The sequence below is a fragment of the Paenibacillus sp. FSL R5-0378 genome (assembly GCF_038009285.1).
Classification (GTDB): domain Bacteria; phylum Bacillota; class Bacilli; order Paenibacillales; family Paenibacillaceae; genus Paenibacillus_AQ; species Paenibacillus_AQ favisporus.
On record NZ_JBBPAY010000001.1, the window covers coordinates 5162133 to 5186617 of the forward strand.

Annotated in this window: 19 protein-coding genes; 6 read left to right on the forward strand and 13 right to left on the reverse strand. The window is 51.0% G+C overall.

The annotated features are described in order from the left end of the window. Window positions 1-364 precede the first annotated feature (364 nt). Window positions 365-712, reverse strand: coding sequence for a hypothetical protein (locus MKY74_RS23900; RefSeq protein ID WP_076171542.1), 348 nt, complete (start codon window positions 710-712; stop codon window positions 365-367). A 168-nt stretch (window positions 713-880) separates the two neighbouring features. Here MKY74_RS23900 and MKY74_RS23905 point away from each other — a divergent pair, with 168 nt between their 5' ends. From MKY74_RS23905 to MKY74_RS23915, 3 genes are all read left to right on the forward strand, one after another. Further along, a complete protein-coding gene (locus MKY74_RS23905; protein ID WP_076171539.1) occupies window positions 881-1855 on the forward strand; it encodes a helix-turn-helix transcriptional regulator in 975 nt (324 codons plus the stop codon). 69 nt (window positions 1856-1924) lie between these two features. Next, entirely contained in the window at window positions 1925-2557 is a 633-nt protein-coding gene (locus MKY74_RS23910) for a GyrI-like domain-containing protein (RefSeq protein ID WP_076171537.1), read from the forward strand. 392 nt (window positions 2558-2949) lie between these two features. After that, window positions 2950-6783, forward strand: coding sequence for a S8 family serine peptidase (locus MKY74_RS23915; protein WP_076171534.1), 3834 nt, complete (start codon window positions 2950-2952; stop codon window positions 6781-6783). Window positions 6784-7350: 567 nt separating this feature from the next. Here the strand turns inward: MKY74_RS23915 and MKY74_RS23920 are convergent. The 6 genes from MKY74_RS23920 to aroC form a co-directional block, all read right to left on the reverse strand. Continuing rightward, complete coding sequence (locus MKY74_RS23920) at window positions 7351-8943, reverse strand: amidohydrolase (RefSeq protein WP_076171532.1); 1593 nt, start codon at window positions 8941-8943, stop codon at window positions 7351-7353. A gap of 122 nt (window positions 8944-9065) precedes the next feature. Beyond that, complete coding sequence (mraY, locus tag MKY74_RS23925) at window positions 9066-10019, reverse strand: phospho-N-acetylmuramoyl-pentapeptide-transferase (RefSeq protein WP_076171528.1); 954 nt, start codon at window positions 10017-10019, stop codon at window positions 9066-9068. Between the two features lie 165 nt (window positions 10020-10184). Further along, window positions 10185-11540: an ATP-binding protein gene (locus tag MKY74_RS23930; protein ID WP_084203940.1), complete on the reverse strand. Its 1356-nt coding sequence runs from the start codon at window positions 11538-11540 to the stop codon at window positions 10185-10187. A 9-nt stretch (window positions 11541-11549) separates the two neighbouring features. Next, the gene (locus tag MKY74_RS23935) at window positions 11550-12248 is read right to left on the reverse strand and encodes a CD3324 family protein (protein ID WP_076171523.1); all 699 of its coding nucleotides are present in this window, start codon (window positions 12246-12248) and stop codon (window positions 11550-11552) included. 11 nt (window positions 12249-12259) lie between these two features. Then, entirely contained in the window at window positions 12260-13039 is a 780-nt protein-coding gene (locus MKY74_RS23940) for a hypothetical protein (RefSeq protein ID WP_244169290.1), read from the reverse strand. Between the two features lie 65 nt (window positions 13040-13104). Beyond that, the gene (gene aroC / locus MKY74_RS23945) at window positions 13105-14160 is read right to left on the reverse strand and encodes a chorismate synthase (protein ID WP_076171518.1); all 1056 of its coding nucleotides are present in this window, start codon (window positions 14158-14160) and stop codon (window positions 13105-13107) included. Between the two features lie 111 nt (window positions 14161-14271). Here aroC and MKY74_RS23950 point away from each other — a divergent pair, with 111 nt between their 5' ends. Next, on the forward strand, window positions 14272-15162 hold the full coding sequence (locus MKY74_RS23950) for a LysR family transcriptional regulator (protein WP_084203939.1): 891 nt from the start codon (window positions 14272-14274) through the stop codon (window positions 15160-15162). A 24-nt stretch (window positions 15163-15186) separates the two neighbouring features. Here MKY74_RS23950 and MKY74_RS23955 read toward each other — a convergent pair whose 3' ends face one another. Continuing rightward, window positions 15187-16080, reverse strand: a complete 894-nt coding sequence (locus MKY74_RS23955) for an AraC family transcriptional regulator (RefSeq protein WP_076171516.1) — start codon at window positions 16078-16080, stop codon at window positions 15187-15189. Between the two features lie 110 nt (window positions 16081-16190). Between MKY74_RS23955 and MKY74_RS23960 the strand changes: the two genes are divergently transcribed. Continuing rightward, window positions 16191-17102, forward strand: a complete 912-nt coding sequence (locus tag MKY74_RS23960; protein WP_076171514.1) for an EamA family transporter — start codon at window positions 16191-16193, stop codon at window positions 17100-17102. Window positions 17103-17204: 102 nt separating this feature from the next. Here the strand turns inward: MKY74_RS23960 and MKY74_RS23965 are convergent, their stop codons facing one another. The 3 genes from MKY74_RS23965 to MKY74_RS23975 all read right to left on the reverse strand — a co-directional run bounded on the left by MKY74_RS23965 (window position 17205) and on the right by MKY74_RS23975 (window position 20345). Beyond that, window positions 17205-18038 carry a carbohydrate ABC transporter permease gene (locus MKY74_RS23965; protein ID WP_076171512.1) on the reverse strand — a complete coding sequence of 278 codons (834 nt, stop codon included), beginning with the start codon at window positions 18036-18038 and terminating at the stop codon, window positions 17205-17207. Window positions 18039-18040: 2 nt separating this feature from the next. Further along, window positions 18041-18934: a carbohydrate ABC transporter permease gene (locus MKY74_RS23970; protein ID WP_076171510.1), complete on the reverse strand. Its 894-nt coding sequence runs from the start codon at window positions 18932-18934 to the stop codon at window positions 18041-18043. 79 nt (window positions 18935-19013) lie between these two features. After that, complete coding sequence (locus MKY74_RS23975) at window positions 19014-20345, reverse strand: ABC transporter substrate-binding protein (RefSeq protein ID WP_076171508.1); 1332 nt, start codon at window positions 20343-20345, stop codon at window positions 19014-19016. A 752-nt stretch (window positions 20346-21097) separates the two neighbouring features. On the opposite strand from MKY74_RS23975, the gene MKY74_RS23980 reads away from it, so the two are divergent. Beyond that, on the forward strand, window positions 21098-22474 hold the full coding sequence (locus tag MKY74_RS23980) for a serine hydrolase (protein WP_076171506.1): 1377 nt from the start codon (window positions 21098-21100) through the stop codon (window positions 22472-22474). A gap of 177 nt (window positions 22475-22651) precedes the next feature. On the opposite strand, the gene MKY74_RS23985 is transcribed toward MKY74_RS23980, so the two are convergent. After that, window positions 22652-23536: a carbohydrate ABC transporter permease gene (locus MKY74_RS23985; protein ID WP_076171504.1), complete on the reverse strand. Its 885-nt coding sequence runs from the start codon at window positions 23534-23536 to the stop codon at window positions 22652-22654. Between the two features lie 22 nt (window positions 23537-23558). After that, window positions 23559-24449 carry an ABC transporter permease gene (locus tag MKY74_RS23990; RefSeq protein WP_076171502.1) on the reverse strand — a complete coding sequence of 297 codons (891 nt, stop codon included), beginning with the start codon at window positions 24447-24449 and terminating at the stop codon, window positions 23559-23561. Between the last annotated feature and the right edge of the window lie 36 nt (window positions 24450-24485).

Sequence of the window (24485 nt, forward strand, 5' to 3'; positions counted from 1 at the left end):
CACTTACAGGATACCTGCAAATCTCTTCGATCTCCGCTTTCAACAAACCAATCCGCTGCTGCATCAACAAATTCAACACCTTCTCCCAATTCCGCGTATTGCACACCCGCTGCACGAATCATTGATTGCCACCAAATGTAAGCGATATCTATAATGGGCATGAATTTTAGTTGACATTTGAAAAAGCGGAGGATGCCTGAGAAGAAGTAACGTCTGTTGAAGTCGTAAGCGGCTGGCTGCGATCGATTGCGATATGGTACGCAACTAACAGCTTCTCTTCGGAGAGGCTGTTTGGCTTGGTGTGAGAAGCTATACGGGATCAAGAAAAAGACTGCCCTTACCCGGGCAGCCTCCTATCTCGAAGTTATATTTTATCCACATGCAGCAGCTTGATTTGCTTGACCTCGTACGTATCCTCCAGCCTCTCTTCCGGGATAACACGCAGGCGGACCAGACTGGAAATTTTCGATCCGTCCGCTTTGGACATCAGCCGCCACAAATCCGGGTCCGGCAGCGCTTCGTACAGCTTCTGATCGTCGTATTCCTTGCGGATTTGCGATACCAGCTTCACCTTGTAGGCACCAATCTCCAGCTGCTCGGCCTGCTGCTTCTCACAATAGGCTGTAATTTCTTCGCGAAGCTGCTTCAATTCCTGCTCCGTTTCTCTCTGCCGCTGCTTCAGCAGGTAATACCTGTCTACGATCTTGTCCATCTTCCCACTCCCTTCTACCTACACCATATGTGCGCCGAAGCGGTTTTAGGATGGATTTTGCATCGCGGACGCGCCCATGGTACTGTGGGAATATCATACAAACGGGGAACGGAAGAATATCCCATTTATTTGTATTGTTACTATGAAAATGGAAGGCTGGCTCATCATATGCCCAAACTGGATTACATGCTGTCGCTGCTGTGGCTTTTGCGGTCGAGGGGTAAAATGACGGCGGAACAATTGGCCGAAGCGTTGGAAATCAGCGTCCGCACCGTCTACCGTTATGTCGACCTCCTATGTCAGAGCGGCGTTCCGGTCGTCGCGGAACCGGGTCATGGGGGCGGATTCACGCTTCCGGACTCCTTTCGGGAGTCGCCGCTGTTTTTTGACACCAATGAATTGAAAGCGATGGCTCACAGCGCGCGGATCGCTTCCCAGGCAGGGTATCCGTTTGCGGACGCTCTGGAACATGCGCTCGATAAAATCAGCCACCGGCTGAATGAGGACCAAGGAGAACAATTAAGGCGCCATCAGGCCGGGCTGGAAGCCGTCCCCTATTCAACCAGCCGGGAGATTAAGCGGTTACTTTCCGACCTTGAAGAAGCGGCCGCCCATTCCCGTGTGTGCTGCATTCAATATGCCAACACGACTGGAGATGCTGAGCGGATGCGCCACATCCATCCCTACCGCTTGGCTTACCGGACGAACCGCTGGTATGTCGCTGCTTACTGTGAGCTGCGGGGTTCTGTCCGAATGTTTCGCGTCGACCGGATTGAGCAGCTGGAGGTAACGGAAGAAACGTTTGCGAGGCCGGAGGATGTTACGTTTATTGAGCTGGCCAGAGATACCTTGGCCGGTTATTCGAAAACGGATGCATCCTGGGTTACGGTGCGAATTGGCGGCGATTCGGATGTATTGGAGTCCATCGGGAATCAATATTTCGTGCAGCCGTTTCTGACCAAACACATGGACCGGGAGCTTCGGTTTGAAATGCCGCCCTCCGTGATGCTGACCTATATGCCCCACCTTCTTCTTTCCTTCGGTACGCTGGTATCTGTGCTGGAACCGTCCCTGCTGGGAGAACGGATCTCCGAACTTTGTCACGAAATTGCCGAACATCATACAAGCCCTAAACTTCCCTGACAATCTAGCTGTCAGGGAAGTTGTCGTATGATGCGGTTATCCTGTAATACAAGAAAGGAGTATAACCTTATGAAACTGGATAACCGCAAGCTGGATTTGACCAAAGCGAACCCCTCGTATTATTCCGCGCCTCGAGAACCGCAAAAATGCTATTTTGATGAGATTCCCTATCTCACGATCGACGGCGAAGGCGATCCAAACGGACCAGGATTTGCTGAAGCGACCGAAGCCCTCTACACCGTAGCTTATAGCATCAAAGGGATGTGTAAACAGGAGGACCAGGATTTTACCGTGGCCAAACTCGAAGGGCTTTGGTGGGCAAGGTCCCATTCCGGACAAGACGCCATGTACGCTTCCAGGGAGGATTGGATGTGGAAGCTGCTGATCCGGATACCGGACTATGTATCGGCCGAACGATTCGAAGAAGCCCGGATGCTGGCAGTGAACAAGAAACCGCATCTTGCCCCCCTTCGCTTCGTGAGCTTCGAACGCCTGTATGAGGGCGATTGTGTGCAGATGCTGCATGTCGGTCCGTTCAGTGCCGAGCCGGAAACGATCCGCCAGATTTCCGAGTATATCGAGGCCCAGCGCCTGACACCTAAAGGGCGGCATCACGAAATTTATTTGTCGGATCCGCGCAGAACACCCCCCCATAAAATGAGAACCATCCTGCGGCATCCTGTCACCCAGCAGGAGAACTGATCAGGTCCCCTGAGCCCCGCAGGGGGACTTTTCGATCCTCTTGGCCTCCCGTCTCATGGGAGATCAAGAGGATTTTTGTCTTTCAGCCTTTCGCATTTCCCTCTTTCTTTAGTCCTACGATAACGATTCTATAAACCTATCTAACCGATGGGATAAGGCAAAAAATATCCGTTATGCCATAGAAAGCGCCGTTTTGGAGCATTTCGACACCTCTGCTCGACAGCAAACGCCCACCCTGCCCAAAGTACCTATCAACCTTTTGTCTCATCCCAATAGAATGCAAAAATTGTAAAATGAAAAATGTATTTTACTAGTGTTCAATTAGTTTCGCGCAAAGGAGGATCGTTTTTTCGGCATGATTTCCTATCTCATTCGATAAAGGAGGACATCTTTTGAAAAAAGGTTCATCGACCATCCGTACTTATTCGACGCTGTTGTTAAGTGCCTTGCTGGCTATTGGTGTCGCCTATCCGAACGCCAGCGTGTCGGCGGCTGCTGCACCCGATCTACGTTCGGCCGACCATTCGGCCATTCATCTGGAATCTTCCCTGCGCCAAGGGGACTGGAAGCTTAACCCTCCGGCCCAAGGTACTTCATCCCCTGTTCAAAGCCTGGCGGCTGCGGCGCCGGATGAGCCCCAAAACTTCGTAGATCCATCGGACAGCAGCGAACCGGTAACGGTCATCGTTCAGCTGAAGAACGATCCGCTTAAGGTCTATGAGGCCAAACCGGGAGCACAGGCCCGTTCATCCCTCGGCAGTTACAACAGCATTTTGAATCAGGAGCACAGCGCCTTTAAATCGGCAGCTTTATCGAAAACCGGCGCCAAATTCAAACGGGAATATTCCAAAGTGTTTAACGGTTATTCCGTGACGCTCCCGGCGAACGAAGTGGACAAGCTGCTGACATTGCCGAACGTCAAAGCGGTCTTCCCGAATGAGGAAATGCACGCCCTGCCGGTTGCGGACGGGCATGAAATGACGCCGAACATGGATGAAAGCGCTCCGCTGATCGGTGCGGAAGACATGTGGGATTCGGGATATGACGGAGAAGGCGTTAAGGTCGGCGTCATTGATACTGGTATCGACTACAATCATCCCAGCTTGAAGGACGCCTACAAAGGCGGATATGACTTTGTCGACAACGATGCCGATCCGATGGAGACGCTCCCGGATCCAAGCAAGCCGCTCGACAGCAATGGCAACACCTATGATACGTATCATGGAACGCATGTCTCCGGAACGGTTGCCGGACGAGGCGACCCTGAGCACCCCGATGCGGGCAAGGGCTGGGTCCGCGGCGTAGCGCCGGGATCGGATCTGTACGTATACCGCGTACTCGGTCCTTATGGCAGCGGCTCGACCGAAAACGTCATTGCCGGGATTGAAAAGGCAGTCAGCGACGGAATGGATGTCATTAACCTGTCGCTGGGTTCCAATATGAACAACTCGTATACGCCGGATGCCATCGCAGCGGACAACGCGGCGCTGGCGGGAGTCACCGTCGTTATCTCCAACGGCAATGAAGGACCGGATGCGGAAACGGTTGGCAGCCCGGCTGCGGCACAGCTGGCCATTTCCGTTGGCGCCTCGACGCCGCCGCTCCAAACGCCGATTTTCACATCCGACACCATCGGCATTACTTACGCCCAGCTGGCGGCGACATCGCCGAAGCTGGAAACGGTAGGCGCGGACCTGGAGCTTGTGGACGCCGGCCTCGGCCGTCCTTCCGATTACGCCAACATTGACGTCAAGGGCAAAACGGCGTTTGTGCAGCGCGGAGAAATCTCCTTCGCTGAGAAAGCGCAAAACGCGGCCGCCAACGGCGCCGTGGCCGTCATTATTTACAATAACGTGCCAGGCGAAATCGGCGGAGCTACGCTGAATGGCGCCGAAGATGTCGTGCCAGCGTACACGATCAGCCAGGAAAGCGGCAAGAAGCTGAAGAGCGAGATTGCCAAAGGCAATAACCACGTAACGTTCGGCTATAAAGCCGAAGTCGACCTGCTCGCAGACCTAAGCTCCAGAGGTCCTGCTCTGCCGAATTATACGATCAAGCCGGACATTACCGCACCTGGCGTGGGCATCAAGTCTTCCATTCCAGCGTTTGGCGGTGACTATACCAACGCTTACGAGGAACTGCAAGGCACAAGCATGGCCGCTCCGCATGTGGCGGGTTCGGCTGCCCTCATGCTGGAGAAGACGCGCGAAGAAGGTCTTCAGCTGAAGCCAGATGACGTGAAGGCTCTGCTTACGAACAATGCGGTTCTGATTAAAGACCGGGATAACCGTGAGTATGGCACCAACGAGCAAGGCGCCGGCCGCGTTGACCTGAAAAATTCTTCCGAGGCGGATGCCATCGTTAAGGTGGAAGAATCGCTTCCGGCTCAGCTTCAGGACGATACCCACCAAACCTCGTACTCCGGCAGCATTTCTTTCGGTCTGCAGGGTGCAGGAGCGGACGTCACCCGCAAGCTGACGGTGGAAAATATTGCGAATACGGATCAGTCCTATTCGATTGAGGTCAAATGGAATCACGGCGGAGGGCCAGTGTTGACACCGGCAGCGGAATCGGTAAGCCTGTCCGCAGGTCAATCGACTGCCGATCTGAACGTATCCCTGAACATTCCGGAAGGAACCGCAGATGGCCTGTATGACGGTCAGCTGATCTTTACACAAGCCGGAAACGGGCATGTCCTTCATGTGCCGTTCAGCGTGTATGTCGGCGAAACTTATAACCTAGCCGATATTTCGAACGTAGAACTCGATCCGATCTATCTGTCCAGCACCAACGATGGCAAAGGCTCAACCCTTTATTATGCACTCAATAAAAAATTGGTAGATTACGAATTCGACGTCTACCGTTTTGATGGCGAAGGGAACGGCGAGTACGTAGGATATATCTATGACCGCGACTTCCAGAACAAGCTGGACCCGTTCTATTACTCCTATGAATGGGACGGCAAGGTGGATATCGCTACCACACCAGGAAAGAAACGCGTGTACCTTGATCCGGAAGGTGTATACGGCATCGTTCCGGTAACGGTCGAGGAAGGCGACAAAACCGCCGAAGTAGTGACCGACTCGCTGTCGCAGTTCCTGGTCGACAACACTGCACCGGATGCTTCGGTGCCGGATGAACTGGTCGTCAATCCGGATAAGCCGAACGTCGGCTTGCTTCAAGGAACGATTAATGGAGATTTGCTGCTGGATTACTTCTACGACGGCACGAATCTGCAGGATCTGATCCATGTGAAGGCGGTCAATTCCGTAAAAGGCAAAGATAACGAATATCAGGGAACAATCGACGAGTACGGTAATTACACCGTAGAAGTTCCGCTTGAGAACGGAACGAACAACATCGACCTGTATATTTCTGACGATGCCGGCAACGGAACAGCTAAAGCGGCCAAATCCTATAAGTATAAATACAAGCCGGAGGAGACCCCAAGCACAGATGTAGAATTGTCTGCCAAGCAAGGCAAGATCAAAACAGGTAAACCCTTTAACGTTTCCGTCGAATTCAAAGGTAAACAAGCCGTGCAATTTATGACGGTTGAGGTAACTTACGATGCTAAATTAAAACTAAACAAGATTACACCTTCTTCCAAGCAGGTTAAAATCCAAAATGATGTCACGGCAACCGATGCGGAAGCATCTTTGGCACAGACTGGCAAAAAACGGGCCGTGTTCGGCATTGAATTCAACAAACCAGTCAAGAGTGGTACCCTGGTGGATTTCTCCTTCACCGCTTCGGATGCAGGCACCTACGATTTTGAGATCAGCAGCGTCACGATGCTCGATTCAAATCAGCAGCCCGTTCTATCCGGAAAATTGACCGGTACCAGCGTAGAAGTCACCGGCGGCAAAAAACCTGGCAAAGTCTCCAATTCCGACGATGCACAAAATCTTGATGACAACGTAACAACGGATGAAGATCAAAGCCCAGACCAGGCACAAAGCCCGGATGGTTCTCAAAGCACGGATGGAACCCAGAGCCCTGATCAAAGTCCAGTTACGGATGATAACCAGCCAGATTCACCAGAAACCGATCCTGCCCAGATGCCGGATAACAGCCAGCAACCGGCTCAGTCGGGTGATGGCGCACAACAGGGTTCAATCCCTGCCGGTGAGGGCGCAAACACAGGAGCAGCAAACCAAACACCAGCTGCAGACAGCAATGCAGCAGCCGGTGCAGATACCAATACTGAAAGCCAAGGAAAGTAAACATTCGAATAAGACTTGATTCGCTTTTGAAAAAGACACAGGCAGTCCTGGAGTAACTCTCCAAAACGCCTGTGTCTTTTTTTGTAAAGGTGGATATTTTATTCTCCCCCGCCCCGTAAGCCTTTATGAAGAGCTGTTCGATCCACGAATCGTCCGCCTCATAACGCAGCATATTGCCCAGGTCCGCATGCCGGTTCCAGGCAAATGCCTCCTCCCAGTCGAGCACGGTGAAACAAAGTACCCCTCGGAACCTTTCTCCATCAGAATATTTAAGCCATTATAATCGGAGTGCTCGAGTACCCACATTTACGCTTGATCTTTATATTAACATCATATGAATTATGGTTTTTCGCAGCTCCTTTTTCCAAATGATTTGCTGTTAAGTACGTTGTAATGGTGATATAGCTCGGATCATCTAGGGTCGGTGTTGTGCCGATTTTTCTATTGTGAATTTTTCATATAGTGAGTTTTTGGAACAAAATAGCTTCAATTTACTCAGTTTTAAGTTGACCTAGCAGCAAAAGTACGCTTCTATCGCCTTCAACAGCCGTGTTCCTTCCCACCAGGCTATCCGTATACGATCGTTTCATCGACAACCGTCATCCGAACTTTATTTTCCAAAATGGATTCCGGCGGTTCGCCGAACGGGTCCCGTTCCAGAACGGTAAAATCAGCGGCGTATCCCGACTGAATCCGTCCCCGGTCTAGTTCATGCCCTGCTGCATAGGCACTGCCTGTCGTATACAGCGAGATCGCTTCAAACATGCTGAGCCGCTCATCTGAACCATACACGGTCTTTTGAGCATCCCCCGGCTTCATACGGGTTACGGCAGCGTATATGCCAAGAAGAGGCGAGACGCTTTCGATCGGCGCATCCGATCCGCCGGCACAAGGAATCCCGCTGCGAAGCAGTGTCTGCCAAGCGTATACATGCAGCCCCTTCGCATCGCCGACCCGGTCCAGCACCCACGGAAAATCAGAGGTGACAAAGCTCGGCTGAATGTCGACGATAGCAGGCAGCTCCTTCAGCTGCGCCAGCAGCTCATCCCGCAAAATCTGCCCGTGAATCAGCCGGTCCCTCCTGCCCGCCGGGCATGGATGTGCGGCCAATGCGTGCAGCACCTTCTCTGCGGCCCCGTCGCCAATGGCATGCGCAGCCGCCGCAAGCCCAGCGCTTCTTGCCTTGGCCACCAGCCGGTCCAGCTCCTCATCCGAATGAACGGCCACGCCGCTCGTGGCTGGATCATCTGCGTAGGGGCGGCTGAGCAAGGCCGTTCTTCCGCCCAGGGATCCGTCCGCAAACAGCTTCATCGCCCCGTATTCGAGGAACTCGGATTCCGGCACAAGGTGCCTTCCTTCCTCGAGCCATTCATCGAGCGCAAGATGGTGGATCAGAAGATGCGTTCTGAATTTCTTTTGCCCCTCCATAATGACCTTTTGGAACGCTTGCAGCGTTCGGGTACAGCCGCCATAGTAGCTCAGATCTTCCGTATGGCAGCCGGTGATCCCCTGTCTCCAGCAGTCTTCAATGGCCATTGTCAGCGCAGTCTCCAGGTAGCTCTGAGTCACGCCGGGCATCCGATGCAGGATCAGATCCTGGGCCTGCTCCTTAAAAATACCGTTTAAGCGTCCGTTACTGCCTTTTCCCGCGACGCCGCCGCTTGGCACCTCTGTGTCTTCATTAACGCCGGTCTCCTGCAGGGCCAGTGTATTCACGGTCAGCACGTGCCGGCAGACGCGCCGCAGCATCACGGGGTGATTTGGGGCGGCCCGGTCCAGTTCCACCCTTGTCGGGAGAAGCGCTTCCTCCCACTCATTTTCGTTCCATCCTTCCCCGATGATCCACGTGCCTGGCGGAAGGCGCCGGGCTTGTCCGGCAATCTTGTCCAGCAGCTCGCCCCGGTGCTTCAAACCGGAAAGCTGCAGCTTGAGAAAGGTCTCCCCGTGACCGATCAGGTGAATATGACTGTCCACAAATCCAGGGAACAGGGTGCCCCCGCCAAGATCGATCACCTCGTCGATCCGGCCGTGAAATCTCTCTTTCAGTTCCCGTGTATCGCCAGCATCAAGGATGCGTCCTCCTTCGGTCATTACCGCTTCAACCGTCTTACGTTCCTGTTCCATCGTGTAGATGGTTCCGTTCGTCCAGCACTTGGCCATGACGCTCCCTCCTCTATCGCTTACATTGCTCAATCATCGATATATCTGACTGCTACAAGAATAGCACAAAAAAAGCAGCCGGTCCCTTGACCGCTGCTTCCTCATTTAGATGAATCTATCGCTCAATGCATGATGTATTTCCAGATCAGCCAGCATATCAGCACACAAATCCACGAAATAAAACCGAAGATCGTAACGATTTTATTTTCGCTCCATCCATATTTCAGACTGAAATGGAAATGGATCGGGGTCATTCGAAATAACCGCAGCTTCGTCTTTTTGTAATACCATACCTGCAAAATGACCGACAACTGCTCCGCAAGATAGATAAAAAACAGGATCGGGATCAATATTTCAACCTTTTCAATGACGGCCAAAATGGAAAGCGACCCTCCGATCGCCATCGATCCCGTGTCCCCCATAAACGCCCTTGCCGGATAGATGTTGTAAAGAAAAAGTCCAAGCAGACAGCCGATCATGACCAGCGAAAAAGTCTGCACCTCAGGTTTGTCCGAAATCAAAAAGAAGAAAAAATAAGTCGGGATCGCCACATTGATCAGCAGCCCGTCCAATCCATCCGTAAAGTTGATCGCATTCGCAGAACCTACCACAAACAGCAGTATGATGGCCACATATACGTAAACAGGCAGCTGCAGATGGTATCCTTGAAACAACGCGATATCACTCGTTACGCCAAACGAATGGAGCAATACATACAAGAGGATTCCCGTAAAAGCAAATTGTAGCACCAGCTTCGTACGACCGGAGATGCCGGCCGGGTCTTGCCAGAAGGCTTTTTTAAAGTCATCGAGAAAGCCGACCGAGCTGAACAACAGAAACGCAGCGCACAGGAGCAGCATAAGGGATGCCGGTTGTGATTGCAGCGAAATCGCTACCCCGATCAGCAGGATTAATCCGGCCATCAGCGGCGTACCACGTTTGGCTTGATGATCTGCCGGAAGCTCAGCGCGGATCGGCTGCGTCAGCTTCAGCCTGCGCAAGGTCCAAATCAGCAATGGCGTCAGTACGGCAACCAGAAGGAAAGATAAGCCGGAAACAGCCATAATTCCATACATATGACGAACCCCTTCTCATTGAAAAATATGGTTTCCTTACATTATAAATAATTCGGATAGGTAGACAAACATTCCCCGAAGTCAAAATCTCTTAGCGATCATTTTGCTTGTGAAAGCCATCTATGGAAAATATGTACCTTGATATGTACCCTTCTACATCATCCGTTACTTACTATGGTCAGCGTCCTCTTTTACGGTATACAGCGGCAATGTAATGATAAAAGTAGTTCCTTCGCCTTCTTTGCTTTCAATCGAAATCTGTCCATTCATCTCGCGTATGATATTGAAAGTGACCATGGTTCCGAGCCCCGTGCCTTTTAACTTGGTGGAGTAATAGGGGGATCCCAGTCTTTGAATCTGCTCTTTCGTCATGCCTACACCTGTATCCGAGATATAGATTCTGGCTTTGTTGTCGCTTTCGTCCACAAAGTATTTAATCGTTAATGTACCGCCGTCAGGCATCGCTTCAACCGCATTTTTGCACAGATTAATGATAGCTTGCCTTAACTTGGATTTGTCTCCATAAATGGTACCGGATGAATGAAATTCGGTGACCATTTTCACATTTTGTAAATTAGCATAGGAGCTCAGCACATGGGAGGTTTCCAAAAACTCTTCGTTCAGTGAAATCGGCTCCAATTTCTGGTTTTGAGGTTTGGCTAACGACAGGTAATCGGAAATGATCGATCCCGCCCGATCCAATTCCACGAGGGTAATGAGGGAAAATTCTTTACGCTTCTGATCCGTTAAGGACGGCTCACCCAATAGTTGAACAAATCCCCGCACAGTCGTGAGCGGATTTCGTACTTCATGAGCGACCGATGCGGCGATTTCGCTGACGACCTTCAGCTTCTCGGCTTCGATCATCTCTTCTTGAATTTTGACGTCGCGACGGACCGTTTCCAATATGTACACCAATAGAACCGATATCGCGCACTGCATCAGAACGATTGGCAAGGATGGCACAAAGGAGTGCAGGAAATACGATGGATTGCCATCAAGCAAATAATAAATATTTAAGACGGTAATCCGTAGAAAAAAGCAAAGGCCCAACACGATCAGCATCCGCTTCATGAAGCTCCCACGGTTAAATGCTGGAATCGCCAGGCATACGAGCACCAATGTAGGCAATAGGGACAGCGTATAATAAACAATATGAATGTCACCCAATACTTGTCGATAAATAATTGCGCTGGCGAATAACAGTAAGGCGCTGTACACCCCGCCGTATAAGGAGCCCACCACAAGCGGTATTCCCCGCAAATCTAAAAACGTATTAAACACTTTGACGGGGAATGACATTGTAATAATTATAGGTATAAGAAACAGCAGGAAATAGAGCACGGTTTTATTCGATTTACACACAAAACGGTAGAACATGATAGGCAGTAATATAATGAATACATTGAGGATTAGGTTGGATTCGATATGCATTCCCTGTAGCCCCTTCGATTGTGGTAAATAAGCATTCTCGGGGCCCAGGATAAATTCCTTCTCATTAAATTGTAAATTTTTCCGCATCCGCGCTCATTATGCATGATCAATAAAAAACAGCGCGTGACCATAGTGCTTCATGAACCTTTTATAATCGGCCGATTCCTTTAAGACAATGATTGTGGAATAAGCATTTACTTTTCGCCGTTTTAGTCTGGCGAACAGTCCTTTCTGTTCGATACAGTAAAATTTGCCACTTTCATATTCAATAAGAAGAGGCGGAAGATCCGCAGCGTGATCATCCGCTTCAGCCGAATCATCTGCCTCTAGCTTTATTCCATCCATCTGGATCAGGCGTAATGGAAACTTGACGACGCCAAAATAATGATTCTTCTCTCCTGAATAATCATGCAGAGCCGAAGCCACCTGCCTCGTAAGCATCAGGTAGCACTGAATCCATTCTTCCAGCAGCCCGTTATTCGCATATTGTACTGCCGAGCGTACCGTCGGAGCATAAGTGATATGCCTGTCATGTTTCTTCGAATAAATGATTTTCTTTATGGAATCCAGGGATAAGAAGTACTCGTCCGCAAGCTCCGAAACCGTCATCCCGTTGGCATATTTGTTGCGGATCATCACATTTCGCCTCTGCAGGCGATCCCGGTAGCCGGACGTTTCTCCCCAGCCTTTTTTCTCCTCACCCTTCGGTATATACAGCAGTTTCCCGGCGGCGTATTTCTGGATTTCTTTCAGCAGCTCCTCAGGCAGGACCTCGCCGGCATTTTCATATTTCATACGATCACCTTTTATATAGCGTAAATTCGATCCTTCAGTTCGTTGATGGATTTCATGATGGACATGCACGATTCCTCGTCATCGATCGACGCATGCCACCGCAACACATCGATTCCCTTATAATACGCCATACATAAAAATCTTTCTTTAAAATCCGGGATGACGATGTTTCGTTTACCGCAATAATCGAATAACAATTCAGGGATGTTCAAATAGGGCTTATTTAAGTCCATAATGGCAAAATCCAGAAGGAAATCGCATATACCCGACCGGCTCCAGTCAGGGAAACCAACCTGCGTTTTCCCATCGGTGATCATAATTTCAAAAAACGTATTATTGTTTACTAAATAACGTCTGTCTTCACAATACTCGATTCTGGCTTCCATCTCCATCAAGTATTTTTCGACAAATTCACGATCCAGAAGCGTCGTATCATAGAGCTCCTTCCAATGATACCAATATCCTTCTTTATCATCCGCGAATGTGTCAACGAGAAACTCCCTGCAGGTGCTGTACTCCGTTTTACAATTCTCATTGAACTCACCGTAGCCTTCGACGCCCGTTATATCTGATGCGCTGATTTTTAAGATGCTGTCAAAAAACAATTCGTAGACTTTGGCAAATTGCTGCGGATTTAACGCATCGGCGAGAAATCCGTTTGGTGTCATGCTCACCTGTTCGGAAAGCATGGACTTAATGATATGATCTTTACTCATGTGCAGATCTCCTTTACATACACAAATGATTGATGTTTCAGTATCAGCTGCGCGCCCCTGATCTGTCGTCATCATACCACTTGATCATGTAACGGATATAGGCAATGAATAGGTTAAGTCAACTTTACCCGCGAATGAGGCTAGTACAGCAGCGCCGCTTGTCTTTTATAGTGATCTTCGATCACCATACAGGCCATTGCTTCAATCACGGGTACAACCCGCGGACAGATGCACGGATCATGCCTTCCGATCGTGGTGATTTCCCTTTCGTTTCCTTCCGTATCTACGGTTCGCTGGGGCTTGGAAATCGACGAAGTCGGTTTCACGACAACCCGGAAAATGATGTCTGCCCCGGTGCTGATTCCACCGATAACGCCTCCGGCATGGTTCGTGATGAACCCGTTCTCGTCCATTTGATCGTTGTGTTCGCTTCCCAGCATGGATGCCGCCTGGAAACCGGTTCCGAACTCGATCCCTTTGATCGCGCCGATCGAAAGCATGGCCTTGGCCAGATCAGCGTCCAGCTTATCAAACACAGGCTCCCCAAGCCCTGTCGCAGCGCCGCTGATCCGGCATTCAACGATGCCGCCGCAGCTGTCGCCCTCTGCCGCGAGTTGTTCGATCCGCTCAATCATCTTCGCCGCCGCTTCAGGATCACAGGCGCGAACAGGATTTCGTTCGATGGCATCGGGATGGAAGGCTTCGCAGCGGATTCCGGCGACCTCGGTCGTGTAGGCCATGACGGAGACTCCCCGCCGTTCCAGCAGTTTCCGCGCAACCGCTCCGGCCGCAACCCGTGCCGCAGTTTCCCTTCCGGAAGCCCTCCCGCTGCCCCGGTAGTCCCGAATGCCATATTTCTGATCGTAAGAAAAGTCCGCGTGCCCCGGGCGATACATCTGTTTGATGTCATCGTATGCGGACGGACGCATGTCCGTATTGTTCAACATCACGCTGAGCGGAGTCCCTGTTGTCCGGCCTTCAAACACACCGGATAAAATCCGGACCTTATCATATTCTTTACGCGGCGTTGTGACCGAAGACTGTCCCGGCTTTCTGCGGTCCATCTGAACCTGAATATCGTCCTCGTTCAGTTCAAGGCCTGGAGTGACGCCTTCAATAATGACGCCAATGGCTTCTCCATGCGATTCACCAAACGTCGTCATTTTAAACCGTTCACCAAAAGTACTTCCCGGCATAAAAATCCCCCTCATATATCATGTAGTGTCGTTATGTACTAGTTTAGAGGTATACTTGTAATAAATGAAATTGTAATATTCGACTCTTGCCATAGAATGGATTGATGCCAAATGATGATTAACACGGAATGGTACCGGATTTTTCTTCACGCTTCGGAAACCTTGAATATGACGAAAGCCGCCCAGCGCTTAAATATGACACAGCCCTCCGTCAGTTATGCGATCAAGCAGCTGGAAGACGCGCTTGGAGTTAAGCTGTTCGACCGCTTATCCAAAGGAATCGTTTTAACAGAAGAAGGGCATGCCTTGTACGATCAAGTCAGACAAGTATTCGATAAACTGGATTACGCCGAACGATACATGAAGCAGTTGGGACAGCTGAACGAAGGGCGGTTGCGGATCGGTGCCAACGGAGCGATCATCCGCGACTATATCGTTCCTCTACTCGATATTTTCCGGTCCCAATACCCCAACATCCGGGTTCAAGTCTCGCAGCAAAAGACCGGTCAGATATTGGAGCAGTTACAGCAGGGCTTACTTGATCTGGGCTACGTTTATCTTCCGGTGAAGGATGCGGAAATTCAGGTCGTGGATACTTTTGTCTCGCCGTATGGTGTGGTGGCGGGGAAACCCTTTGCCGCTCTGGCAGAAGCCCCCTTGTCCGCTGCACAATTGGCCGAGCTTCCCCTGTTAATGCTGTCCCAGGGAAGTGCGACCCGCTCCTATATCGAAGCCTGGTTTCAATCCCAGGGCGTGGAAGCAGCGGCCGATTTCGAGCTGAACAGCTTGGATATGCTGGCGGAGTTTGCCGAGCGGGGGTATGGCGCAGCTATTTTGCCGAGAGCGTTTGTAGCTTCTAAAATCGATGAGGGCGCTTTATTGGAGCTTTCTATGGAAGTTCCGCTCCCGGACCGGCACGTAGGCGTAGCTGTCAGAAAGCATTCGTCTTTGTCGCTCGCCGCAGAGGCCTTTTTAAACATACAAAGCAGCCGGTCTCTTTGACCGGCTGTCCTCGCCCCGTTCCGATTATGAACGTGCATCCATTTTTGATTTCCTGTAAGCAAGTGGTGTCATCTTCATTGCCTTTCTGAATTTTTCTATAAAGTAGCTGGTGCTGTTAAATCCAACTTGGTAGGCCACCTCGGTAATGCTGGAATCGGCTCGCTGCAGAAGGACTGCGCTTTTCTGAAGTCTATAATCAGTCACATAATTCAGCGGAGTCGTATGGAGCATTCGCTTAAAATAGCGGCAGCATTCCGAGCGACTCAATTGACCGGCTCTGGCAATATCATTTAACGCGATTTTTTCGGCGTAATGGTTATCGATCCAGCTCAACATCTGCTTCATCCGCTCGTTTTTTACAGCTTCCACCTGGTCATATTGCAGTTGAAATCCGTTCAGGATCAGGTTTTTCCAAATGAAAGTCAGCTGCATCGTCATATCCAGTTCAAAGTATGGCGGTTGACGCTGAATCCATTGATGAATGTTCACCAAGGCATCTAAAATATTGGCGCCCCAAGCCTGATTAGGGTCGATGTATAAATAAGGCAGATTGGTCGCTTGAATATATGGAGCCACATAGGCTGCATATAGCTCCCGTGATACGACAAAGTCAGGTGAGACATTGAGGCAAATATACACGCAGCCCGATGCGTTCCGATCTTCCGCCATGTGCAGGCAGCCGCTGTTGATGAAGACCCCTTCCCCTTGCCGAACAACGAGCTTCTCTTCGTTAATTTGGAACTCGGCTTCCCCTTGGACAACCCGAACGAATTGCAATTCATCATGCCAATGAAGCGGAATATGTCCGTGTATGTTTTGGTTAATCGTCGTTTCGTAGCATGCAACCGGAAGCACGACCGTCCGGTGCTCGGTTAATTCCTTCAAATTGCCGCCAATCCTGAAATCTTTAATTTGCAAATAACCCCCACCTCAATATTGTTATATTTTTATATCCAATTCCGGTATTCCGAACGAGATTTTTTACCTATTATAACACTATTATTATATTAGAAGCGGAGAATCGATCGATGAATCCAACAGCTAGAAGAAAAGGGTTATTTCTTGTCATTACAGGAGCGATATTTTGGGGAGTGAGCGGCACCGTCGCCAAAAAGCTCTTTGAGCAAACCGCAATCGATGTTAACGGACTGGTCACGGTACGCCTGCTCATCGCCGGTATTTTACTGTTAACCATTCAATTTTGGGTCAAAGACCGCTCGCAAATCGTTGGGGTATGGAGAAACCGTCGGACCGCTTTGCGGCTCATTGTTTTCGGATGGGTTGGCATGCTATCGGTTCAATATACGTATATGGCATCGATTCAGCATGGAAATGCCGCTGTGGCAACACTGCTGCAGTATTTGGCGCCTGTCATGATCATCCTCTATTTAATGCTGCGGAAGCAAATGGTTTTCACGCGAAAAGACTTGCTCACCGTGATCCTGGCTTTAGCGGGCTGCTTCTTCTTATTAACCAACGGCTCGATCTCGGAGCTTTCCGTGCCAGTTCCAGCCGTAGTTTGGGGTGTTTTATCAGGCGCGGCCTTGGCGTTCTACACCTTATATGCCGTCCCGCTGCTGAAGCAATACGATTCCCTCGTCATTGTCGGTTGGGCGATGATCATCGGCGGTTTGGGCTTAAGTGTGATCCATCCGCCATGGCACACCGACTTTACAGGCTTGACGATCGACACCTATCTATACCTTGGTTTCGTGGTCATTTTCGGCACGATGGTCGCATTTTGGTTTTATATCGAAAGCTTACAAAGCCTATCCCCCAAAGAAACGAGCCTTTTAGGCAGTTTGGAGCCGCTGGCCGCCGTGATCACAACCGTATTTTGGTTAAAAGAGCCTTTTGGTTTTTTTCAGTGGCTGGGTACGGCGTGTATCATCGGACTGATTTTGCTTCTGGCATGGGTTAAGAAACCTTCATCCGACTAGTGTGATTTTTTCATATATCGAATTTCTCATATGTAGTTCAAAAGAAAAACCGGCAAATTTGCCGGTACTCGCGGGTCGTATGCAGCTATTTCCGAAACGAATCTACCCTTTCACCGCACCGGCTGTCATGCCGTCGATGAAGTACTTTTGGAAGGCCACAAACAGGATAAAGATCGGCAGAATCGAAAAGAACGAGCCGACGATGAGCAGGTCATAGTTGTTGCCGTACGGCGTCAGCAGCGTCTTCAAACCGATCGGCAGCGTATACTTGTGCGAATCGCTCAGCACCATAAACGGCCACAAAAAGTTGTTCCAGCTGTTCATGCCGTTGAGAATGGCCATCGCCGCGAAGGAAGGCTTCATGACAGGAAGGATCAGCCTGGCGTAAATGCCGTACTCGCTCGCACCGTCCACCCGGCCGGAGGCGATAATCTCTTTAGGGATTCCGGACAGGTATTGTCTGAAGAAAAAGATCGTCGCCGCATTGGCAATGCCCGGCAAAATAATCGCCGAGTAGGAGTTCATCATGCCAAGGTTAAAAGTAAGCGTGTATAAAGGAAGCAGCAGTATTTCAAAGGGAACCATCATGATCAGCAGTACGCAGATAAAAAGGATATTTTTTCCTTTAAAATCATAAGCGGCAAAGCCGTAAGCTACCGTTGCGCTGACCAGCAGCGTCAGAACGACCTGTACCACGGTCAGCAGCAGCGAGTTGAAGAACCACGTAAAATACGCGTGATCCCCCGTGAACAAAAAGACAAAGTTGTCCAGGCTCATGACCGAGAAATCAAGCTTCAGGTTCAATCCGTACCGGATCAGCTCTTCGCCGGGCTTGAAGGAAGCGAGCGTTATAGCGTAGAACGGCAGCAGGATCAGGAAGCAGATGACGGCGAAAATGACGACGAGGACGATGTTGAGCGCGGTGTTCTTTTTCATCCCTAATCCTCCTTCTTAAACATGCCGGAGAACGCCAGCTGCGTCAGATTAATGATCATCGTCACGGCGAGCAGCACAATGCCGACCGCGGCGGCGTAGCCGAGGTTGTTCTTCTCGATCCCTTGGCGGTACAAGTAGCCGACGATCGTGAGGCCGATGTTTTTCGGCGAGTTGTTGCCGTTCCACAGCATGAGGCTTTCGATAAACATGGCCAGTCCCGCATAAATGCTGATCGTAAGCACATATATTGTGGTCGGTTTCAGCAGCGGCATCGTGATTCTCGTGAATTTCTGGAATGCAGAGGCGCCGTCGATCGAGGCGGCTTCGTAGTATTCCTCCGGAATATTTTTGAGACCCGACAGGAAGTAAAGGATGTTAACTCCCGTCCACCGCCAGGTCGCCAGGGCGAGCAGCGCAACAAAACCGGTCAGTTGCCCTTTCAGAAATTTCACCGGCTCGATCCCGAAGACACCAAGGACGCTGTTGATCAGCGACCCTTCCATCTCCCCGAACATCAGGCGGAAGATCGTCCCCGCCACCACCACGGATGTCAGTGCAGGAAAGAAGAAAGCCGACTTAAAAAATTCGCGGCCCCACATCCATTTGTTGTTGATCAGCACCGCAAGCAGCATCGGAAACGGAATCAGAATGACCAGCGTCAGCACCATATACAGCGCGCTGTTGCCGATCGACTTCAGGAACACGCCGTCCCCCATCAGCTTCTGATAGTTGTCCATCCCTGTCCACTCGGCCTCCTGCCCCAGGGTGACATGCTGGAAACTCATGCCGAACGAGCTGAGCAGCGGGTAAACCCAGAACACCAGAAAAATGGCGACAAACGGGAACACGAACACGTACGGGGCGACCTTTTGCGAATATATAAAACGCTTGATCATGTCTCTACTCCTTTCTGTTTGAAAAAGAGCCGCTCCCCGAAAAGACAAGAGCAGCTCTGATTCCGGGCATGCCGGCGGGCTATTTCAGTTCCTGTTCGATCTGTGCCTGCGCATCGTCCAGCGCTTCCTTTATGTCCCGTCCGTCTTCGAAAATTTCGTTGAGCGTCGTCGTGTACAGCACGTTGTTGATCGTCGGCGAAGCCGGCGTCGATTTGATCAGACGGATTTCATCCTTGATATCGTTCAGCACGTCAAACGGGTTGTTGACGAAATATTTCACGAATTGGTTTTCGGGATTATGCGTCACGTCCTTCATATTCCAAACGTCCATATTGATCGGGTCAAAGCCGAGCGTGTTCCAGATTTCGATGTTCGCGTCGAGGGACAGCTTGGCGTAAGCAATGAAGTCTTTGGCCAGCTGAACGTCTTTGGCCGTTTTGGTGACGACGGTACCGGTTCCGCCTCCGCCGTAAGAGCGCGGCATTCCTTTTTCCATGACCGGAATCGGCGCAAGTGCGATTTTACCAGACAGGTCAGGCATGTAGTTCGTGTAACGCGACATCATCCACAGCGGCATGAAAGCCGTCGCATATTTTCCTTCGTTAAACTCGCCGTACGCTTCCTCCGTGTCAGGCTGTCCACCGGCAATTGTAGCGATGACGTTGTTATCCTGCAGGTCTTTCAGCACCTTCAATCCTTTAACCATGGCGTCCGAATTGACGATCGGATTGCCCGCATCATCGGTAAAATCGCTTTTCTGCTGAGCCAGCATCATCGATGCCTCCCAACCGGCGCTCGTATCCGCCGTGCCCATGTATTTGCCGGTCTTCTCGTACACCTGCATGCCTGCCTTCTTGAAATCGTCCCAGGTGACGATCGATTTGTAGTCCACGCCGGCTTCCTTTAGAATTTCGGTGTTATAGAACGCAACCGACGCACCGACGTGAGTCGAGAGTCCGTAAACCTTTCCTTCCTTGCTGTACATATCGATCTGGGACTGGACGATGGTATCTTTGTAAGGCTCGACCACGTCGTTCAGAGGCTCCAGCTGAGGGGTGCCTTTCAGAAAATCGGGAAACTTGCCGATCTCAATGTCTGCAATATCCGGTGCCCCAACGCCTGTCTGTACCGCGATCGAGAGCTTGTTATGCATGTCGTCATACGGCATGACCGTGACGTTCAGCTTGATCTGGCGGTCCGGGTTCGCCGCGTTCCACTTCTCCAGCATCTTCTTGAAATGCTGCCCGTGCAGCTCCACAAATGTCCAATAGGACAGCTCGGTTGCCGTGTCGCCGGCCCCTCCGTCCAGGACGGACGTTTTGCCTTCCGCACTATTGGAAGACTTGCCGCATCCCCACAACATCGTCGTCATCGTGACGACCAGCAGCAGCATCAGCCATTTTTTCTTCATATCCAGGATCCTCCCTTAAGTTTCAATGATTTTTCTTGCCGCCAAGCACTTGCAGGACAAAACAAATCTGACTGACCAAGAACGGGTGACCTAAAAACATGAATAAAGCGCTTTCATTTGTGTCTGATTTCAACTCTCCTGCCGGGTCCGGCGGCTCCTCATCTCAGGAACCATTCTTCCGGGCGACTCCCGCAAGCTGAACCGGGGCAGCTTCGATAGGTTGCTGCGAAGATGACCTCCTCGGTTTTAATGTTTTCTAAAATAATTCAATACATATTGAATGAATCCGTTTGCAAGTATAAAATAACATACAGGAAATGGAGTTGTAAATATAAAATCTAAAACATTTTATATTTTTTTAAAACATAATAACAGGAGTCACATTTAGCTCCAATACGTCCTTTTCTTCATTTAGCTGCCCAAACTAGCTCTTTTATCCCTTTACTTAGCTGATCGTTATCCTCATTGTCTGCATTCCACCCCAACCAATCGACATTTTTCCGCACGTTTCTTCTGTCGTCCCTACTATTTTATGTTTTTGTAAAATAAAAAAACAGAGTCTGCGCACCGCTTTTTTTCGGGTTTATGTAAGTAATTTTGTCAAATCCACGGCATCGACAGAATGTTATGAACAAAAAGTGAACGCTCACAAAATCAGATTGTAAACTAATATTACATCCATTTATAATAAGAGGTATACATCAACCGATCATGTCATTTTATATAACATTTCTTTTGTGGAGGGATGTTTGATGACCCGCAGACGGAAACCGGTATTAAGAAGAACCCTGATGACGACGATTGCCGCTACTGCCCTGCTGACCAGCTTGCTTCCGGCAGCGTCCGATGCTTCTCCGGAAAAGGGCTTATCTGCTATCGCGTCAGCCCTGACTCCCATCCTCCAGCAGGCGGAGAAGGACGGGATTCGCATGTCGGTCGGCATCCGCGACCTCAGCGGCTACTACGGGCATGAAACGCTGCTGCTTGGGTCGCGAGAACCCTACATGCCGGCCAGTACGATCAAGCTTGCCGTCGTATCCGCATTAATGAAGCAGGTTGACCGGGGCGAGCTGTCCCTGGCCGATCAGGTCAGGGTAACGCCCGAAGACGTCGTGGGCGGCAGCGGATCGCTGCAGACCGAAAGCTTTCCGCAGGACCTTACGCTGGAACGCCTTGCCCGTCTGATGATCACCCAGTCGGACAACACGGCGACCAACGTGCTCATCGACAAGGTCGGCATGGACAGGGTCCAGCAGCTGATGGACCAATTGGACCTGCGGACGATGCACCTTGGACGCAAAATGTTTGCGGCTGCCCCCTCCCCCGCCCAGGACAATTACATCGACGCCGCGGATTTGACGGAGCTGCTCGGCCAAATCTATCAGGGTTCCTTCCTCAGCGTCTCCTCCAGAAACCAGATCATCGCCTGGATGGCCCGGCAGGAGGTCAACACCAAGTTTGGAGCTGCGCTGCCTGATGCGCCAATCGCTCATAAAACCGGGGAAAACGCCAACGTCACCCACGATGCCGGGTATTTCCTGGTACCGGGACATGAGCTCGCCGTCTCCGTGCTGCTGCAGGTAACGACAACCCAAGATTTCGACGAAGCGCAGCGGATCGGCAATCCCATCGTGCAACAGGCCGCCAGAGCCATCTACAGCGAGCAGGTCAAGGATCAGAAAGCATCCGCCGGCAGTCCGCTCACCCGCGCGGAGTTCACTTCCCTGGTCGCCCGGGAACTTGGCCTGGCATCCGCTGCGGATCAATCCAGCCAATTTCACGATATCCGTGACGACAATCCGTTTGCAGGCGATATCGCCGCAGCCCGTCAAGCTGGCCTCGTGCGCGGAACCGGTGAGGGCTTGTTCAATGGGTCTGCTCCAATCACTCGTGCTGAAATGGCTGCGATTGCGGTTCGCGCCTATATGTTCATTCACCGCGAAGCCTCCGCATCAGGGGAAGCTCCCGAAGCTAACGAAGGCACCGTTCCCTCCTGGGCCGCAGGTTATGTCAGCCAAGCTCTCCAATTAGGAATGATGGAGCCTGCTGCAGCGCGAAGGACGGACCAACCTGCAAACCGGCAGGACGGGTCCCGATTCATCACCGGCATGTGGAGCTTTACTCGCTGATCCGGTCAGGCTTCATCTAAGCTGCTGCTTTATTCAACACACAAAGGGATGCCCTGCCGTCATATCGGCGTAAGGGCATCCCTTTTGTCTTTATTCCTTGCTTTTTCGTCTGGCTTAGCACGTAAGGACGATACTGGATCAGCGGCTGTTCCCTGATCCATTTTGCCAGCATCCGCCTCATTCCTTCACGGATCCCAGCGTAATCCCCGTAATAAAGAACCGCTGCAGAAACGGATAGATGACCAGCACGGGAATCATCGCTATGAAAATTTTGGCCGCATTCAGCGTCCGGTTCGACAGTTCGCTCATCCGCTGAATCTGTTCGGCCGTCATCGTGTTGGCATCGATCACCACCACCATCTGCTGGATATAGGTCTGGAGCGGATAATGGTCCGCCGCCGACATCAGCACGAGCCCGTTAAAAAATTCGTTCCAATGGTACACGATGCTGAACAGCGTAACCGTAGCAATGACCGGCCCCGCGAGCGGGACAAAGATCTGGATCATCATCCGCCAGGGACCCGCACCGTCGACAAGCGCTGCCTCCTCCAACTCTTTTGGCAGATTGCGGAAAAAGTTAATGACAAGGATGACGCTGAATACGGGCACGCTGTTGCCGAGAACGAGCGCCCAAATGTTGTTGATGAGCCCCAGCGACTTTACCGTCATGTACCAAGGAATCAGTCCGCCGTTAAACAGCATCGTAAACACGAGGATCCACATGAGAACATTGCGATACGGTAGCTCCTTGGCATTTTTGGATAAAGGATACGCCATCAGCAGAATGACCACAAAGTTCAGCCCCGCCCCGAGGATGACTCGCTGCACGGATATCCAGAACGAGTTAAAAAATTTGCGGTCTCCCATCAGCTCCTGGTAAGAACCGAGGTTGAAACCGACGGGCCACAGCCCGACCCGGCCCGAGCTTGCCGCTGCATTGTTGCTTAGGGATACGGCAAGGGTGTACCAGATGGGCAGGATGCATAAGATTGCGATGCCTACCAGGATCACGATCAGCGCAATATCAAACAGCCGGGAGCCTGCTGTGTTGTCTTTTACCATTGAACATGCACTCCTTTTGTCATCAAAAGATACGGTAGTTGGCAAACCGGTAAGCGAGATAATAGGAGATCGTGATCATCAGGAAGCTGACCACCGATTTGAGCAGGCCCATGGCGGTCGCCAGGCTGAACTGCAGATTGACCAGCCCCGTCCGGTAGACCCAGGTGTCGATAATGTCGCCGCTGGAATAGACCAGCGGGTTGTACAGATTGAAGATCTGCTCAAAGCCCGCGTTCAGCACGTTGCCAAGGCTGAGCACCGAGAGCAGCACGATCGCCGAGACGATGCCGGGAAGCGTCACGTGCAGCATCCGCTTGAACCGGGTCGCCCCGTCGATCGCAGCCGCCTCGTACAGAGCCGGGTTGATGCCGGTCAGCGCGGCCAAATAAATGATCGTGTTAAACCCGAATTCCTTCCACACGTCGCTTCCCACGATCAGGGCCGGAAACAGGTCCGCCCGCCCGAAGAACAGGATCGGCTTGATATGAAACACCGACAGGATTTGGTTCACCGGACCGGTGTAGCCGAAAATATCGAGCAGAATCCCCGAAAGGATTACCCAGGACAAAAAATGCGGCAGGTATACGATCGTCTGAATCCAGCGCTTCAAATAACGCAGCCGTAGCTCATTCAGCAGCAGGGCAAAGAAAAGCGGGATGACCAGATTACCTACAATTTTGAGCACGGCGATCACCAGGGTGTTGACCAGAATCGTGACGCTGTCGTTCAAGGAAAACATATATTTGAAGTTTTCAAGACCGACCCATTCCGAATGCAGAATTCCGAGGCCCGGGTTGTAATCCTGAAAAGCCATGACGATGCCGAACATCGGAACGATGCTGAACAGGGTCAGCCAGATCATTCCGGGGAGAAGCATCAAGTAATAGTGCTTGGCGAATCCCTTGTTAATCATCTTGCAGCTCCTTCCTTTTCCGGGTCATATGCTTAA

Excerpts from the sequence above, each read along its gene's own strand:
- MKY74_RS23940 (WP_244169290.1), bottom strand. The coding sequence starts at position 13,039 with ATGATGACGACAGATCAGGGGCGCGCAGCTGATACTGAAACATCAATC.
- MKY74_RS23975 (WP_076171508.1), bottom strand. The coding sequence starts at position 20,345 with ATGAAGAAAAAATGGCTGATGCTGCTGCTGGTCGTCACGATGACGACG.
- MKY74_RS23990 (WP_076171502.1), bottom strand. The coding sequence starts at position 24,449 with ATGATTAACAAGGGATTCGCCAAGCACTATTACTTGATGCTTCTCCCC.
- MKY74_RS23930 (WP_084203940.1), bottom strand. The coding sequence starts at position 11,540 with ATGCGGAAAAATTTACAATTTAATGAGAAGGAATTTATCCTGGGCCCC.
- MKY74_RS23980 (WP_076171506.1), top strand. The coding sequence starts at position 21,098 with ATGACCCGCAGACGGAAACCGGTATTAAGAAGAACCCTGATGACGACG.
- MKY74_RS23910 (WP_076171537.1), top strand. The coding sequence starts at position 1,925 with ATGAAACTGGATAACCGCAAGCTGGATTTGACCAAAGCGAACCCCTCG.
- aroC (WP_076171518.1), bottom strand. The coding sequence starts at position 14,160 with ATGCCGGGAAGTACTTTTGGTGAACGGTTTAAAATGACGACGTTTGGT.
- MKY74_RS23905 (WP_076171539.1), top strand. The coding sequence starts at position 881 with ATGCCCAAACTGGATTACATGCTGTCGCTGCTGTGGCTTTTGCGGTCG.
- MKY74_RS23970 (WP_076171510.1), bottom strand. The coding sequence starts at position 18,934 with ATGATCAAGCGTTTTATATATTCGCAAAAGGTCGCCCCGTACGTGTTC.
- mraY (WP_076171528.1), bottom strand. The coding sequence starts at position 10,019 with ATGTATGGAATTATGGCTGTTTCCGGCTTATCTTTCCTTCTGGTTGCC.
- MKY74_RS23950 (WP_084203939.1), top strand. The coding sequence starts at position 14,272 with ATGATGATTAACACGGAATGGTACCGGATTTTTCTTCACGCTTCGGAA.
- MKY74_RS23935 (WP_076171523.1), bottom strand. The coding sequence starts at position 12,248 with ATGAAATATGAAAATGCCGGCGAGGTCCTGCCTGAGGAGCTGCTGAAA.
- MKY74_RS23965 (WP_076171512.1), bottom strand. The coding sequence starts at position 18,038 with ATGAAAAAGAACACCGCGCTCAACATCGTCCTCGTCGTCATTTTCGCC.
- MKY74_RS23985 (WP_076171504.1), bottom strand. The coding sequence starts at position 23,536 with ATGGTAAAAGACAACACAGCAGGCTCCCGGCTGTTTGATATTGCGCTG.
- MKY74_RS23920 (WP_076171532.1), bottom strand. The coding sequence starts at position 8,943 with ATGGCCAAGTGCTGGACGAACGGAACCATCTACACGATGGAACAGGAA.
- MKY74_RS23960 (WP_076171514.1), top strand. The coding sequence starts at position 16,191 with ATGAATCCAACAGCTAGAAGAAAAGGGTTATTTCTTGTCATTACAGGA.
- MKY74_RS23900 (WP_076171542.1), bottom strand. The coding sequence starts at position 712 with ATGGACAAGATCGTAGACAGGTATTACCTGCTGAAGCAGCGGCAGAGA.